The organism is Burkholderiales bacterium, from assembly GCA_036262035.1.
Classification (GTDB): domain Bacteria; phylum Pseudomonadota; class Gammaproteobacteria; order Burkholderiales; family SG8-41; genus JAQGMV01.
In genome coordinates, this window is sequence record DATAJS010000023.1 from 241,653 (window position 1) to 257,107 (window position 15,455).

At 67.9% G+C, this 15,455-nt stretch carries 15 protein-coding genes; 8 read left to right on the top strand and 7 right to left on the bottom strand.

Translation table 11 applies throughout. The features are described from left to right. The first annotated feature begins 61 nt into the window (after window positions 1-61). From VHP37_24950 to VHP37_24965, 4 genes are all read left to right on the top strand, one after another. A complete protein-coding gene (locus VHP37_24950; GenBank protein HEX2829617.1) occupies window positions 62-991 on the top strand; it encodes a diguanylate cyclase in 930 nt (309 codons plus the stop codon). A gap of 58 nt (window positions 992-1,049) precedes the next feature. Beyond that, window positions 1,050-1,895: a TauD/TfdA family dioxygenase gene (locus tag VHP37_24955; protein ID HEX2829618.1), complete on the top strand. Its 846-nt coding sequence runs from the start codon at window positions 1,050-1,052 to the stop codon at window positions 1,893-1,895. Between the two features lie 10 nt (window positions 1,896-1,905). Next, window positions 1,906-2,223: a hypothetical protein gene (locus VHP37_24960; GenBank protein HEX2829619.1), complete on the top strand. Its 318-nt coding sequence runs from the start codon at window positions 1,906-1,908 to the stop codon at window positions 2,221-2,223. A 69-nt stretch (window positions 2,224-2,292) separates the two neighbouring features. After that, window positions 2,293-3,582: a hypothetical protein gene (locus tag VHP37_24965; protein HEX2829620.1), complete on the top strand. Its 1,290-nt coding sequence runs from the start codon at window positions 2,293-2,295 to the stop codon at window positions 3,580-3,582. Between the two features lie 33 nt (window positions 3,583-3,615). Here the strand turns inward: VHP37_24965 and VHP37_24970 are convergent, their stop codons facing one another. Then, window positions 3,616-4,755 carry an FAD-dependent monooxygenase gene (locus VHP37_24970; protein HEX2829621.1) on the bottom strand — a complete coding sequence of 380 codons (1,140 nt, stop codon included), beginning with the start codon at window positions 4,753-4,755 and terminating at the stop codon, window positions 3,616-3,618. A gap of 76 nt (window positions 4,756-4,831) precedes the next feature. Here VHP37_24970 and VHP37_24975 point away from each other — a divergent pair, with 76 nt between their 5' ends. Next, window positions 4,832-5,812: a tripartite tricarboxylate transporter substrate binding protein gene (locus tag VHP37_24975; protein ID HEX2829622.1), complete on the top strand. Its 981-nt coding sequence runs from the start codon at window positions 4,832-4,834 to the stop codon at window positions 5,810-5,812. A 38-nt stretch (window positions 5,813-5,850) separates the two neighbouring features. On the opposite strand, the gene VHP37_24980 is transcribed toward VHP37_24975, so the two are convergent. Genes VHP37_24980 through VHP37_24995 form a run of 4 tightly spaced genes read right to left on the bottom strand, consistent with a single transcriptional unit; the run spans window position 5,851 to window position 8,577 of the window. After that, on the bottom strand, window positions 5,851-6,156 hold the full coding sequence (locus VHP37_24980; protein ID HEX2829623.1) for an encapsulin-associated ferritin-like protein: 306 nt from the start codon (window positions 6,154-6,156) through the stop codon (window positions 5,851-5,853). Window positions 6,157-6,171: 15 nt separating this feature from the next. After that, window positions 6,172-6,768, bottom strand: a complete 597-nt coding sequence (locus tag VHP37_24985) for a DUF3501 family protein (protein HEX2829624.1) — start codon at window positions 6,766-6,768, stop codon at window positions 6,172-6,174. 2 nt (window positions 6,769-6,770) lie between these two features. Continuing rightward, window positions 6,771-8,114: a heterodisulfide reductase-related iron-sulfur binding cluster gene (locus tag VHP37_24990; protein HEX2829625.1), complete on the bottom strand. Its 1,344-nt coding sequence runs from the start codon at window positions 8,112-8,114 to the stop codon at window positions 6,771-6,773. Between the two features lie 46 nt (window positions 8,115-8,160). Further along, window positions 8,161-8,577 carry a rubrerythrin family protein gene (locus VHP37_24995; GenBank protein ID HEX2829626.1) on the bottom strand — a complete coding sequence of 139 codons (417 nt, stop codon included), beginning with the start codon at window positions 8,575-8,577 and terminating at the stop codon, window positions 8,161-8,163. Window positions 8,578-8,730: 153 nt separating this feature from the next. Here VHP37_24995 and VHP37_25000 point away from each other — a divergent pair, with 153 nt between their 5' ends. Together VHP37_25000 and VHP37_25005 are read left to right on the top strand one after the other, a co-directional pair. Continuing rightward, window positions 8,731-9,684 carry a hydrogen peroxide-inducible genes activator gene (locus tag VHP37_25000; GenBank protein ID HEX2829627.1) on the top strand — a complete coding sequence of 318 codons (954 nt, stop codon included), beginning with the start codon at window positions 8,731-8,733 and terminating at the stop codon, window positions 9,682-9,684. 95 nt (window positions 9,685-9,779) lie between these two features. Further along, window positions 9,780-11,435 carry a thiamine pyrophosphate-binding protein gene (locus VHP37_25005; GenBank protein ID HEX2829628.1) on the top strand — a complete coding sequence of 552 codons (1,656 nt, stop codon included), beginning with the start codon at window positions 9,780-9,782 and terminating at the stop codon, window positions 11,433-11,435. 105 nt (window positions 11,436-11,540) lie between these two features. On the opposite strand, the gene VHP37_25010 is transcribed toward VHP37_25005, so the two are convergent. Further along, window positions 11,541-12,911, bottom strand: coding sequence for an FAD-containing oxidoreductase (locus VHP37_25010; GenBank protein ID HEX2829629.1), 1,371 nt, complete (start codon window positions 12,909-12,911; stop codon window positions 11,541-11,543). Window positions 12,912-12,980: 69 nt separating this feature from the next. Between VHP37_25010 and VHP37_25015 the strand changes: the two genes are divergently transcribed. Beyond that, entirely contained in the window at window positions 12,981-13,949 is a 969-nt protein-coding gene (locus tag VHP37_25015; protein HEX2829630.1) for a tripartite tricarboxylate transporter substrate binding protein, read from the top strand. Between the two features lie 68 nt (window positions 13,950-14,017). On the opposite strand, the gene VHP37_25020 is transcribed toward VHP37_25015, so the two are convergent. After that, entirely contained in the window at window positions 14,018-15,451 is a 1,434-nt protein-coding gene (locus tag VHP37_25020) for a transglycosylase SLT domain-containing protein (protein HEX2829631.1), read from the bottom strand. Between the last annotated feature and the right edge of the window lie 4 nt (window positions 15,452-15,455).

A 15,455-nucleotide genomic window follows, 5' to 3' on the forward strand; every position in this document is an offset into this window, starting at 1 on the left:
CTGCAGCACAGCCAGCGCGACGCCGCGGGCGTCGAGGCCCCTCCCGCAGAGCGGCCCTCGCGTGCGCGTACTGATCGCCGATGACGATGCGGTAACCCTGCGCCAGCTCTCGGGGCTGCTCGCGCACCTCGGCCACGAGCCGGTCGCGGCGCACGACGGCGCAGAAGCGTGGGCGGCGATACAGGCGCCCGATGCGCCGGCGCTCATCATCCTGGACTGGATGATGCCGCCGCCCGACGGCGTGGAGATCTGCCGGCGCCTGCGCGACAGCGGACGGCGTCCCTACCAATACGTCCTGCTGCTCACCGCCCGCGACACCGTCGACGACGTCGTCGAGGGCATGGATGCCGGTGCGGACGATTACCTCAGGAAACCCTTCGACCTGCGCGAGCTTCGGGTGCGGCTGCGCGCGGGAGAGCGCGTGCTCGCGCTGCAGGACGAGCTGCGCGCCCAGGCGACGACCGATGAGCTCACGCGGCTGCCCAATCGCCGCGGAATCCTCGAGCGCCTGCAGCACGAGCTCGCCCTGGTGCGGCGAGACGGGCGGGCCTTCAGCATCCTCACGATCGACATCGACAACTTCAAGAACGTCAACGACGCGCACGGCCACGCAGTCGGCGACGAAGTGCTGAAGCATGTCGCCGCGCGCATGCGCGTCCAGGTCCGCGGTTACGACGACGTCGGGCGCCATGGCGGCGAAGAGTTCATGGTCGTGCTGCCCGCGTGCGACCCGGCAGGCGCAGTGGGCGTCGCCGAACGCATACGCGCCGACATCGCCTCGTCCCCGGTCTCCACCTCCGCCGGCGGCCTGACGGTCACGGTGAGCATCGGCGTGGCGACGATCCCGGGAGCCGCGGCCGCGGACGCGACCGGCCTGCTCGCCGCCGCGGACGGCGCCCTCTACGCCGCCAAGCGCAACGGACGAAACCGCGTGCAGATCGCGCCCGACGCCGATGCGTCCACGGGACCCACCCCGCCGATTACGCCGTAAACCCCCTCCGGTTTTTGATAGCCTCTGCGGGATGACGCATCCGACGAAAGCGCCTCCCATGCAAATCGTTCCCTCGCCCGACCCGATCGGCGCCGAAGTGCTCGGTGCCGACCTCGCGCATCTTTCCGCCGCCGATTTCGCCCGCATCGAGGCCGCGTTCAACGAGCGCTCGGTGCTGTGCTTCAGGGACCAGCGGCTCACCGAGCCGCAGATGATCGCGTTCGCACGTCGCTTCGGCGACGTGGAGCGCATCTTCCTCACGCATTACGCGCATCCGGAGTATCCGGAGATCATGCTCGTGACCAACATCCGGGAGAACGGCCGCAACATCGGCCATGCGGATGCGGGTCGCGTGTGGCACACCGACATGTCGTACACCGAGCGCCCGCCGCGCGCGACGATGCTCTACGCGCTCGAAGTGCCGTTCGAGGATGGCGTGGCGCTCGGCGATACGATCTTCTCCAGCGCGGCGGCCGCGTACGACGCCCTGCCCCGCGACACGCAGGAACGGATCGCGCGCTTGCGTGCGATCCATCAGGTCGCGGGGCGCCGCGCGCGCACCGGCACCGGCCAGGAAGACCAGGCGCTGCGCCGTGAGCAACCCGCGGTCGTGCATCCGGTAGTGCGCACCCATCCGCATACCGGCCGCAAGTGCCTGTACGTGAGCAAAGGCGAATGCGAAGGCATCGAAGGCATGGCCACGGACGAGGCGCTGGCGCTCATCGACGAGCTCGCCGATCACACCATCGACCCGCGCTTTCGTCACGTGCACCGCTGGCGCGCCGGCGACCTCCTGATGTGGGACAACTGCAGCGTGCAGCACCTCGCGTCGCTCGATTACGAATGGCCGAAGCACCGGCGGCTGATGCATCGCATCACCGTCGACGGCACGGTGCCGGTCTGAGAGCAAGCCCGTGCAGAAACTGACGGTCCTGAGCCCGGAAGGACTGGACGCGGTCAAGCGCACAGGCCCTGCGCCGCGCCTGAGCAGCCTCGAGGGCAAAACGGTGTGCGAAGTCTGGAACGGCGTCTTCAAAGGCGACGTGACGTTCCCGATCATCCGGGCGCAGCTTCGGGCGCGCTATCCGGGCGTGCGTATCGTGCCCTACACCGAGCTCCCCCACGCGCCCGCCACCGACCATCCCGCGCGGCAGCGCGCGCTCGCGCTGGAGATCGCGGCGCTGGTGAAGGCGAAAGGCTGCGACGCGGTGATCTCCGGCAACGGCGCCTGAGGCACCTGTGCACCGGCCGCGGCGCGGCCGGCAGCGGAAACCGAGAAAGCGGGCATCCCGAGTGTCGTAGTGACGACCACAGGCTTTTCGGCGCTCGCGAAGCACACCGGCAAGGCGTTCGGCGCCGATGCGCTGCGCGTCGCCGAGTACGCGGGTCCGCTCGGCATTCACGACGCCGACACCCTCCGCAGGAACATCTCCGAAGGCCTCGTCGAGCGTATCGTCGACGCGCTGACGGCCCCGCTCGAGGCAACCGTCTCTGAAAAAAGCGCGGAAGCCCTCAACGGCACGCCCGAAGAGATCGAGGCGCACTTCCGCGCGAAGGGTTGGACCGACGGGCTGCCGTTCGTGGCGCCCACGATCGAGCGCATCGAAGCGTTCCTGCGCCACACGCCCCGCGCGTCCGACGAGCAGATCGCGCTGTTGCCTTCGGCCAACCTGCGCGCGACGCCGCGCAACATCGCGGCCAACGCGGTGATGGCGGGCTGCCGCCCCGAGCACATGCCGCTGCTGGTCGCGGCGGTCGAAGCGCTCGCCGACGAGCGCTGCAGCCTCGACAACCTCGGGAGCTCGTCCGGCATCGTCCCGTTCGCGATCGTCAACGGCCCCATGGCGAAAGCGCTCGATATCGCAGGCGGTCCGCAGGCGATCTCGCGCGGCGCGAATCCCGCGATCGGCCGCGCGCTCGGGCTCATCGTGCGCAACATCGCAGGCTTCAGGCCGGGCGCGAGCTACATGGGAACGTTCGGCTACATCCTGCCGTTCGTGCTCGCGGAGAACGAAGACGAAAGCCCGTGGGAGCCGTTTCACGTGACTCACGGTTTCCCGCCCGATGCGAGCACGGTGACCATCGGCGTGACGAACAACTGGGGGTCGTCACCGGCGCCCTACGACACCGCCGATCTCTCCGGCGCGGACGTCGCGCTCGAGCTCATCGGCCGCGAGGTGACCAAGAAGACGCGGCTCTTCAACTTCCCCGCGATCGGCGACGACGCCGAGCACGTGATGGTGACGGTGCTGATGTCGCCGCCGGTGGCGAAATCGCTCGCCGCCGCGGGCTATTCCAAGCGTGCGGTGCAGGAGCACGTCTACGAGCACGCGCGCATGCGCCTCGCCGATTTCGACTGGATGCTCAAGTACACCGCGACGATGCGCACCACCGCGCGCGAGCGCGTCGAAGCCGGGGTGCTGCCGCTGGAATTCGCCGGAAACCCCGACGATCCCGTGCGCGTGCTGTCGAGCCCCGACCTCGTGCACGTGATCGTCTGCGGCGACCCGGGCCGCAACCGGCTCATGGTGATGGAAGGCGGACACACGCGGCCGACGACGCGGGTCATCGTGCCCGCCCGCTTACCGTAGGGCGCGCCGGCACGGCAACCGCCCCACTGCGCATCATCCGCCGAGCGGCCCGGAGACCGCGTCGAAGGCGTATTCCCGCCCGGGCTCGTTGCCTTTCAGACTGTCCGCGTCGGGCTCGCCGAGGTAACGGTCGCCGCGCCTGGCTGCCTCGTCGGTCGCGGCGCGGGCGCGAGGCGCACGCGTTCGTTGATAGAGCGCGAAGGCTTGCTCCGGCGTGGCTTCGGACTTCAGGCAGCGCGTCAGAATCATCGCATCTTCGATCGCATTGGCCGCGCCCTGCCCCAGGAACGGCAGCATCGGATGGGCGGCATCGCCGAGCAGCACCACGCGGCCGGAAGACCACTCGTCGAGCCACGGACGGCCGAACAGGCCCCACTTGAACACCTGGCCGGCCCGGGAAATGACGGTTCGGGTGCCTTCGTCGAAGCTCGAGAACTCCTCGAGGAACTCGTCGCGCGGCGCCGGTATCATCCAGCCTTCCGCTTCCCATTGCTCCCGGTGCGCGACGGCGACGAAATTCAGCAATTCGCCGCGGCGGACCAGATAACGGTTGATGTGCCGGCCCTGCCCGAAGGCGACTGCCGATTCACACAAGTGCGCAGGCAGATCGGCGGTATCGACCAGGCCTCGCCAGGCGACGAACCCCGCAAAAACCGGCGGCGCCGGGTGGAACAGCGCTTCGCGGATCGTCGAACGTATGCCGTCGGCCGCGATCACCACATCCGCGATCTCCGAGCGGCCGTCGGCGAACGTCAGCTGCGCCTGTTTATCGCGCGGCTCGACCCGGTCCACGCAGGCTCCGAGCTTCAGCGCCCCCGGAGCGGTCTCGCCCAGGCGCGTGATCAGCGCATGCTGCAAGTCCCAGCGGTGCAGGCGTAAATAGGGCGCGCCGTAGATCTCGCGAAAGTCCCTGGTCATCATGCGGAAGATGACCTGGCCGGTGCGGTAATGCCGGTATTCGGTTTGCGGCGGAGTCACCGCGGTCGCTTCGAGCTGCGGCCCGAGGCCGAGGTGGTAGAGCACTCGTGTCGCATTGGGCGCAAGCGTGATTCCCGCGCCCTGATCGACCAGCTGCGGCGAGCGCTCGTACACGGTAACGGCGAAGCCTGCCTGAGTCATGGCCAGGGCGGTGGTGAGGCCGCCGATGCCGCCGCCTACAATCGCGATCTTCATGTGCTCTCGCCTTCGTGCATGCTGCCGGTCCGTTTCTAGCATGCGTGCAATGTACAGGCCCCTTCGAGGAACAACAATGCATGCCCCTATCGTGAAGTGCATTTTCAGCATAGCCATCGCCGCCGGCACCGCGGGATACGCCGGAGCCCAGAGCTATCCCAGCAAACCGATCCGGCTCGTCGTACCGTTCGACGCGGGCGGCACTGTCGACACGCTGGCCCGCGTCGTCGCCGCGCAGATCACGAAGCAATCCGGCGCGCGCTTCATCATCGACAACCGTCCCGGCGCCAACAGCGCGATCGGTGCGGCGGCGGTCGCGCGTGCGACGCCCGACGGCTACACCGTGCTGAACGTCTCGCCGTCGCTCGTGCTGAATGCGCTGCTGCGCAAGGACGTGCCCTACGATCTGCACAAAGACTTCGTGCCGGTCACGAACCTCGGCATCGGCCAGGGCTACCTTCTCGTGGTGCGCGAGGACCTGCCGGCCAAGTCCGTACGCGAGCTGATCGCGTTAGCCAAAAACCGGGGCGACAAGCGCCTCACGTACGGCACCCCCGGCATCGGCAACGCGCTGCATGTCGCTTCGGAGATCTTCGCGATGAAAGCGGCCATACCGCTCCTGCACGTCCCTTACAAGGGCAGCGCGCCGGCGCTCACGGCCATCGCCGCGGGGCAGGTCGATCTCATGATGCTGTCCCCGGCTACGGTGTTTCCGTTCGTGCAGAACGGGAAAGTGCGGCCGATCGCCTTCACCGGGTCGGAGCGCTCGAAGGAGTTTGCGAACGTTCCGACGATGCAGGAAGCGGGCGTCGAGGACTGCGTCATCAAGGGCACCTGGGTAGGCTGGTTCGTTCCCGCCGACACTCCGCAGAAAGCGATCGCGGTGCTCGCCGACGACGTGAACAAAGCCGTGCACAGCCCGGAGGTCTCCAGGACCCTCGCGACCGGCGGATTCGACGCCGACGGCCGCTCGCCTGCGGAATTCGCGCGCTTCGTACGGGCGGAGTGGCAGCGCTATGGCGAAGTGCTCAGGAACGCGAAGATCGAGCTGAAGTAACGCCGCCGGGGACACGGTCCGCCCATGGCGGCGCAAGGCTAATCGTCCGACGCTTCCTCGACCTCGAGAATCGGTTTGTCGCTGAACAGATAGCGGCGCAGTTGCTTGTCCAGCGCCGGATCGCGGCGGCGCAGCCATTCGAGGAGCATCGCGGCGTGCTCTTTTTCCTCGTCGCGGTTGTGCGCCAGGATCTTGCGCAGCTCGTCGTCCCGGGCCGCGTCGACGCGCTGGTCGTACCAATCGGCGGCTTCCAGCTCCTCCATCAGCGACACGAACGCGCGGTGGCGGTCGATGGTCTCGGGCTTCAGTACCGACAGGTCTTCGTGCAGTCCTTCTGACGACATGTGCGTTTCCTCTCTTCAGTTCAGGTCCGCGGCGAGCGAGTCGCGCACCGCGTCCGCGATGCGCACCGTGACATCGTACGCCGCGTGGTCGATGCCGATCTCGACGTCCTCGCCGTGCTTCACGCGCGCCGCCATCTCCGGCGTGAGCTCGAAGCGCAGGAAGTGCACCGACGAGGTCTTCTCGTCGTTCTCGCGCTCGATGTCTTCGTCCGCGATCGCGTAGACGCGGTCGGATCCGGCGACGCGCACCCAGACGTGGCGCTCGATCCCTTTCAGCCGCTGCAGCGCCACGCGCCGCTCCTCCGCGTCCGGGTACTCGATCATGAACGTCGCTTTCCAGTTGCGGCCGTCCGGGATGAGCGCGTTGTACGTGTCGAGCTCCTCGGCGATGCCTTCGGGCTCGAAGATGCGCTCTATCCTCAGCATCTCCTGCACCTGGTACTGCATCGTCAGCCGGTCTTCGAACTGGACGGTGACGTTCGCGCCGATCGCCACCTGACGGATCTTCTTGTGCTCGATCACGCGCGCGCGAAAGTCCGACCGCTCCCGCGCATAGCGCTCGAGCGTGTAGAGGTCGTCGGCCGCGAGCTTGCGATCACCGGAGGTCGTCATCTTCAGATTCCGTACGCGCGGCGCAGCAGGCTCATCGGATGCTCGGGCGGCGCGTCACCGTCGAGCCCGTTCCGGATCTGGCTTCCGGCCATCGGACAGTCGCTGCCGTAGTGGTCCGCGCCCGCCGCCTTGACCCGGTCGACCACCGGCCGCGCGATCTTCATCGATGCGTCGTGGAACTCGCGCTTCACCGCGTAGGTGCCGTCGTGGCCCGAGCAGCGCTCGATCGGCACGACCTCGGTGCCCGGCACCAGCGAGAGCGCGTCGCGCGTCTTGAGCCCGAGGTTCTGCACGCGCAGGTGGCACGGCACGTGATACGCGACCTTGCCGAGCGTGTTCCTGAAATCGGTGTTCAGCTTGCCTTCGGCGTGGCGCAGCATCAGGTATTCGAACGGATCGAACATCGCGTCCCTCACCTTGATCACGTCGGCGTCGCCGGGAAAGATGAGCGGCAGCTCCTGCTTGAACATGAGCACGCACGACGGGATCGGCGCGACGAGATCCCAGCCTTCGTCGACGAGCCTGGCGAGCACCGGGATGTTCGCGTCCTTCAGGCGCGCGATCGATTCGAGGTCGCCCAGCTCGAGCTTGGGCATGCCGCAGCAGCGCTCCTCGTCGGGGAGCCGCACCGCGATGCCGTTGTGCTCGAACACCGCGATCAGGTCTTCGCCGATCTGCGGCGCGTTGTAGTTCCCGTAGCACGTCGCGAACAGCGCGACGCGGCCCTGCGTGCCGCCCGCCGCTTCGACGAGCCCGACCGCGCTCTCGCGGCGGGCGGCACGGCGGCGCAGCGTATCGCTGTGATATTCGGGCAGCACGGCGTCGGCGTGCACGCCGAGGACTTTCTCGAGCGCCTTTCGCATCAAAGGCGTCCTGTTCGCGGCGTTCACCGCCTGCGCGACGACCGGTATGCCCGCGAGCCGGCCGACCGCGTCGGTGCTCGTCAGCACCTTGTCGCGCAGGCTCGTCCCGCCCTTCTCGAAGCGGACCGCCTTCGCGCGCAGCATGAGGTGCGGAAAATCGACGTTCCACGGATGCGGCGGCACGTACGGACACTTGGTCATGTAGCACATGTCGCACAGGTAGCAGTGGTCGACGACCTGCCAGAAATCCTTGCGGTCGACGCCGTCGAGCTCCATCGTGCTCGACTCGTCGATGAGATCGAACAGCGTGGGAAACGAGTTGCACAGGCTGAAGCAGCGGCGGCAGCCGTGACAGATGTCGAAGATCCGCGTCATCTCCGCGAACAGCGACGACTCGTCGTGGAAGGACGGATCCTTCCAGTCGAGGGCATGCCGCGTCGGCGCCTCCAGGCTGCCTTCGCGCGGTTTTTCCTTCGTGCTCATGGGGGGGTTGCGGGGCGGCGCGCCGGCGCGCCGGCCCGCAGTGACATCAGATCGCGTCGAGCGCCTTCTGGAAGCGGTTGGCGTGCGAGCGCTCCGCTTTTGCCAGCGTCTCGAACCAGTCGGCGATCTCCGCGAAGCCTTCGTCGCGCGCGGTCTTCGCCATGCCCGGATACATGTCGGTGTATTCGTGCGTCTCGCCGGCGATCGCGGCCTTGAGGTTGAGCTCGGTGCCGCCGATCGGCAATCCGGTCGCCGGATCGCCGGACTGCTCGAGATACTCCAGGTGCCCGTGCGCGTGGCCGGTCTCGCCTTCCGCGGTTGAGCGGAACACCGCTGCGACATCGTTCTGCCCTTCGACGTCCGCCTTCGCTGCGAAATACAGGTAACGGCGGTTCGCCTGCGACTCGCCCGCAAACGCCGCTTTCAAATTCGCTTCGGTCTTGGATCCTTTGAGCGCTGCCATCGTGTGCCTCCATGGGTTGACGCCCTCGCGCTTCCGAGGGCGCTGAGAATCTGCGTCGGCCTCCCGACCGGTCGACTATGACCCCGGCAGCGCAATCGATCAAACGATATATTTTGCTTAGAATGATCGGTATATCCGATTAGCGATCCGACCATGCGTGCGCCCCTGCCGTCCTTGCGCCAACTCGCCTATCTGGTGGAGCTGTCCGACCGCCTGAACTTCCATGCGGCGGCGCAGGCGCAGTTCGTCACCCAGTCCACCCTGTCGGCCGCGATCAAGGAGCTCGAATCGCTGCTCGGCGTGCAGCTCGTCGAGCGCGACAAGCGCACGGTGCGGCTCACCGAGGTCGGCAAGACGGTGACCGACCGCGCGCGCGACCTCCTCGCCGAAGCGGGCGACCTCGTCGAAGCGGCGCGCAGCGGCGCAGAGCCGCTGTCGGGCTCGTGCCGCTTCGGCGCGATCCCGACGATCGCGCCCTTCCTGCTGCCGCAGGTCCTGCCGCTGCTGCGCGAACAGCACGAGTCGCTCAAGCTCTACCTGCGCGAGGATTTCACCGACCGGCTGCTCGAGCGCCTGCACGCCGGCGACCTCGACATCGCGCTCATCGCCCTGCCCTACGCCACGGGCGAGCTCTACGTGCGCGAGCTGTTCAGGGACGCTTTCCATTTCGTCGCGTACGAAGGCCATCCGCTGCTGCGCGCCTCGCGCATCGACGTGCGCAAGGTCGACACGCAGGACGTGCTGCTGCTCGAAGAAGGCCACTGCCTGCGCGAGCACGCCATTCAGGCGTGCGGGGATCGGCGGGCCACGTGGAAGGCGAAGGTCGAGGCGAGCAGCCTCTACACGCTGCTGCAGATGGTGGAAGGACGTCTCGGCGTCACGCTGCTGCCGCAGGTCGCGCTCGACGCGGGCCTGATGCGGAACACGCGTCTCGCGGCGCGGCCCTTCACCGCGCCCGCGCCGGCGCGGACGCTGGCGCTCGTCGCCCGGCGCACGTCGGCGCGGCACCGCGAAGTCGATCTGCTCGCCGAAGCGATCCTGGCGCAGCGCGCGGCCGTGGTCACACAGGGGCGCAAGCGCGCATCAGCTCACCGCGCTTCGTCGTAACGACGCGCGCTCGTCCCTCACCCACGCGAGCGCGCGGTCGCATTCGGCGTGCGTATATGCGTATAGTCTAGCGTCCGCCAACAGGAGACAGGTCGATGAAAGTCTACGAACGCATCGCGCAAGCTTTCAAAGGCGAAGGAGTCACCCACATCTTCGGCATGATGGGCGACGGCAACATGTACTGGTGGGACGCGCTCGACAAGCTGGGCGGCGTCAACCTCTGGGAAGTGCGGCACGAAGGCGTCGGTCTCGGCATGGCCGACGGCTGGGCGCGCCACACCCACGACGTCGGCGTCTGCACCGCGACGTGCGGCCCGGGCGTGACACAGCTTGCGACCGGCTTCGTCACCGCGGCGCGCGCGAATTCCCCGCTCGTCGCGTTCGTCGGCGAGTATCCGCGCCGCGACCAGGATTACATCCAGAAATACGACCAGGCGCCGTTCGCCGCGGCGTGCGAAGCGGGCTTCGTGCGCATCGAGACCCCCGAGTACACCGACGAGGCGATCCGCAAGGCGTTCTATCTCGCGAAGACCGAGTCGCGGCCGATCATGCTCTCCGCGCCGATGGACGTGCAGCAGGCGAAGCTCGAGGACGACGACGCGTACGTGCCCTCCTCCACGCTGTTCCCGTCGCCGCGGCTGGTGCGTCCCGACGAGAAAGCGCTCGAGCAGGCCGTCGAGGCGATCGCGAAAGCGAAGAAGCCGGTGATCGTCGCCGGACGCGGCGCGATCTGGTCGGGCGCCGGCGAAGCGATCCAGTCGCTCGCGAAACGCACCGGCGCGCTGGTGGCGACCACTTTGCGCGGCAAGAACTGGATGGCGGACAAGGATTACCACGCCGGCATCTCCGGCCTGTACGCGACCAAGACCGCGATGGAGTACTTCCACGAAGCCGACCTCGTGATCGCGGTGGGCGCGAGCATGAACCGCTACACCACCGAGCACGGTTATCTCTATCCCAACGCGAAGTACGTCCACCTCGATCCCAAGCCGCACGTCATGATGGGCATGGGTCGCAGCGCCGACATCTACCTGCAGACCGACGGGCGCATCGGCGTCGAAGCGCTGGACGCGGCGCTCGCAAAGCGCGGCCACTCGAACACGGGATTCCGCACCGGCGAAGTCCTCGAACGCCTCGCCAACCAGTACGAGGACCGCACCGCGTTCGACGTCGAGCCCGGCACCATGGATCCGCGCGCGCTCTGCCGCGCGATCGACGAGGTGATCCCGCAGAGCATCGCGGTGTGCGGCGGCAGCGGCGCGAGCTCGGGCTTCGCGACGATGAACCTGACCAGGCCGCGGCCGTACTATCACACCGCGCAGTTCTTCGGCTGCATCGGGCAGATGCTGCCGGCCGCGATGGGCATCATCGCGGCGAGCGGCATGAAGCCGCTGGTGCTGATCGACGGCGACGCGAGCACGATGATGCACCTGTCGGACTTCGACACCGCGGTGCGCTACAAGCTGCCGCTGCTGATCGTCGTGCAGAACGACCAGGCGCTCGGCTCCGAGTACCACAAGATGAACGCGCACAAGATGGACGCGATGCTCTCCACGATCCCGACGCCGGACATGGGCTCGGTCGCCCGCGCCTACGGCGGCCGCGGAACGCTCGCGACCACCGTCGAGCAGGCGCGCGCCGCGGCCGCGCAGTGGGTGCAGGACCCGGCGCCGACGATCATCGACTGCCGCATCTCGCGCAACGTGCTGACGATCGCCAACCGGCGAGTGCTCTACGGCATGGACGAATAGCCGCATACCGTCATTGCGAGGAGCGGCAGCGACGCAGCAATCCCGACGCGGTCGATGCCGTGCGCCACGAGATCGCGTCGGATCGCTGCGCGAGTCTCGCGATGACTAAGTAAGCGGCTCGAGCGAGCCGAGCAGCGTCGGCAGGAGCTCGGAGACGGTCGGGTGCACGTGGACCGCGCGCTGCATGACCGTGTACGGCGCGCGCGCGTACATGAGGTCGGCGATGGTGTGCACGACCTCGTCGCCTTCGATGCCGAGCAGCGCCGCGCCGAGGAACTGCTTGCTGCCGGCGTCGACGAGCACTTTCATGAAGCCCTGCGTCTCGCCGCGCTCGCGCGCGCGGCCGACGCGGGTCATCGGCATTCGGCCGATCAGCGCCTTGCGCCCCGATTTGCGCACTTCGGCCTCGCTCATGCCGACGCGTCCCAGCGGCGGATCGACGAACAGCGCATAGATCGGGATGCGGTCGCTGACGCGGCGTTTGTCGCCGTCGAGCAGGTTCGCCGCGACGATCTCGTAATCGTTGTACGAGGTATGCGTAAAGGCGCCGCGGCCGTTCGCCTCGCCGAGCGCCCAGATGCCGGGCACGCTGGTGCGCAGCTCGTCGTCGACGGTGATGAAGCCGCGCTCGTCTTTCGCCACGCCGGCCTGCTCGAGGCCGAGGTCGTCGGTGTTGGGGGTACGGCCGGTGGCGATCAGGAGGTGCGAGCCGATCGCGTCCTCGCGCCGCCCTTCGCAGTCGTTGCGCACGCGCACGCCCTCGCCTTCGCGCGACACCTCGAGGCACTTCGAGGCGAGCTTGAACTCGATGCCCTCGCGCTCGAGCATCGCCTGCACTTCGCGCGACACGTCCTCGTCTTCGCGGCCGATGAGGCGAGGTCCCATCTCCACCACGGTGACCCGGCTCCCGAAGCGGCGATACATCTGCGCGAACTCGAGGCCGATGTAGCTGCCGCCGACGATCACCAGATGCTCGGGGAGGAAGTCCACCCCCATCATGCCGGAATTGTCGAAGTGCTTCACTGCGTCGAGCCCTTCGATGCCGCGCGCGGCCGAGCGCGCGCCGACGTCGAGGAAGATCTGCGGCGCTTCGAGCACCTCGTCGTTCACGCGCACCCGCGTCGGGGCTTCGAAGCGCGCGTGGCCGCGGACGAGCGTGAGGTTCGGCGTCTCGCCGAGCCATTTCTCGAGGCCGTCCGAGGACTGGCGCACCACGTCGTCCTTGCGCGCCTTGACCCGCGCCATGTCGACGCGCACGTCCTGCACATCGACCCCGTGCTCGCCCGCGATGCGGGCGAAGTGCGCGACGCGCGCACTCGCGATCAACGTCTTGGTCGGGATGCATCCGACGTTCACGCACGTGCCGCCGAGGAGCTTGCGCTCCACGATGGCGGTGCGGCGGCCGGAGTTCGCGAGGCGAACGGCCAGAGACGGGCCGGCCTGCCCGGCTCCGATGACGATGGCGTCGAAGTTCATTGGGAATCCCCTTCACAGTGCGCGTCGAAGATGCTTCCATGCGGTCTTGATCAGCAACAGGAGCGGCTCATGACCCGGATCCGACCGATCGCGTATGCCCTTGTCGCCTTGTCGTGCGCAGGCGCGGCGACCGCGGCCGACTATCCGACCAAGGCGATACGCGTGCTCGTCGGCTTCGCGCCGGGCGGCTCCGCCGACATCATCGCACGCAGCGTCGGACAAAAGCTCTCCGACGCGTTCAGGCAGCCCGTGGTGGTCGACAACCGCAGCGGCGCCTCCGGCATCATCGCGACCGAGCTCGCAGCGAAAGCCGATCCGGACGGTTACACGCTGCTCGAAGCGACGATGACCACGCACGGCATCGGTCCGCACCTCTACAAGAAGCTCCCGTACGACGCGGTGCGCGATTTCGAGGCGGTCGCGCAGCTCGTGCGCATCCCGCTCGTCCTGTTCGTCAACGCGTCGGTGCCCGGCACGACGCTCGCCGATTTCATCGCGGCGACCAGGGCCCATCCGGGCAAATACAGTTACGCCTCCGCGGGCGCGGGCAGCCCGCCGCATCTCGTGGCGGAGCTCTTCAAGCTGAAGACCGGCGCGCAGCTCACCCACGTGCCTTACAAGGGCACCGGCGCGGCGCTGCCCGACGTCGTCGCGGGACAGGTGCAGATGATGATCGACGGGCCGCCGCCGTTCCTGCCGTTCGTGAAGTCGGGGAAGCTGAAAGCGCTCGCCGCGGCGAGCGACAAGCGCAATCCCTCGCTGCCCTCGGTCCCGACGTTCGCCGAAGCCGGCATCGCGGGCATGGAGGCCGGGCTCTGGTACGGCATCCTCGCGCCGAAGCGCACGCCCGAGGCGATCGTCGCGAAGCTCAACGCCGAGATCAATCGCGCGCTGGCGCACGCCGACCTGCGCGAGCGCTTCGCGTCGATGTCGGTCGAGATCGTCGGCGGATCGCCCGAGGCGTTCGCGCGCTACATCGACTCGGAATCGAAGCGCTGGGGCGAGGTGGTGCGCGCTGCGAACATCAAGGTCGAGTAAGCCGAGCGCCTCGGGATTGCTTCGTCGCCGCGCGGCGGCTCGTCGCAATGACCCTGCATGACAACCGCTCAGCGCCGCTTGCGCGCCACGGCTTTGGTCCGCGTTTTCGTCGCCTTCACTTTCACCTTCACCTTGGCCTTCGCGCGCGAGGTCGCGCGATGGCGGTGCGGCGCACGCGCCGCGGCGCGCGACGCGTGGCGGTGCTTGCCTTTCTTGAACTTCGCCTTCACCGCCTTGAACGCCTGAGGCAGCGTAACCGGGCGCACCGCGATGTCCGGCAGCTCAGGCTCCTCGACGCCTGCCTGCACTCTCACCAGCAGCGGCTGGCCGACCGCGAAACGCCGGCCGCTCACCCCGCTCACCCGCTTGATCTCGTCGAACGTCATGCCGTGACTCGCCGCGATCTGCCGCACCTTCTGGCCGCGGCGCAGGCGCACGACCTTCCAGGAGACCAGCGGCTTGTCGTGCTTCTGCAGGTTCACGAGAAAAATGCGCACCTTCTTGCGCGGCAGCACGATGCGCTCGCCTTCGCCCGCCTTGATGATCGGCTTGCGATGCGCGGGGTTGAGGAACCTGAACTTCTCGATCGGCAGCTCGGCCAGCTTCGCGGCGAGCGCCACGTCGATGTGCTCCTGCACGTCGACGGTCTCCAGATACGGCTCGTTCGCGATGTCCGCGATGTCGAGCCCGTAGCGCTCCGGATCGGACATCAGGTTCTTCACCGCGATGAGCTTCGGCACGTACTCGCGCGTCTCGGCCGGAAGCGTCAAGGCTTCGTAGTCGTCCGGCAGGCCCCGCGCGCGGTTGCGCTCGATCGCGCGCGAGACCGCGCCTTCGCCGCAGTTGTACGCGGCGAGCGCGAGCGGCCAGTCGCCGAACTGGGCGTAGAGCTTCTGCAGATAGTCGAGCGCGGCATCGGTGGCTTCGATGACGTCGCGCCGTCCGTCGTACCACCAGCTCTGGCGCAGGCCGTAATGCTTCCCCGTGGACGCGATGAACTGCCACATGCCGGATGCGTCCGCCTTGGAGTACGCCACCGGGTTGTACGCGCTCTCGATCATCGGCAGCAGCGCGATCTCCATCGGCATGCCGCGCTTCTCCACCTCCTCCACGACGTAATAGAGGAAGCTGCTGCTGCGCTCGATCATCCGCGCCACGTAGTCCGGCCGACTGGAATACCACTGCTCCCACTCGCGGACGAACGCGTTGTCGATCGCCGGCAGGCGGTATCCCGCCTCGATGCGCGTCCACAAGCTGGCGGGCGGCGGCGGTTCGGCGGCGGGCTGTTTCGGTTCGGGAACGGTCGCGAGCTCGACGGCCGGCTCGAGCACCGGCGAAGCTTCGACCGTGGTCCCCGCTTCGGGATTTGCGATCGGGGGGACCGTCGTCTCGTCACGCGTCTCGACGAGCGGTGACTTGTCCGGGTGAATCGTCGCGGGCGGCGGTGCCACCTGCGCACAACCTGCCATCGCGACGAAGACGACGACTGCGATCTTCTGCATTCTT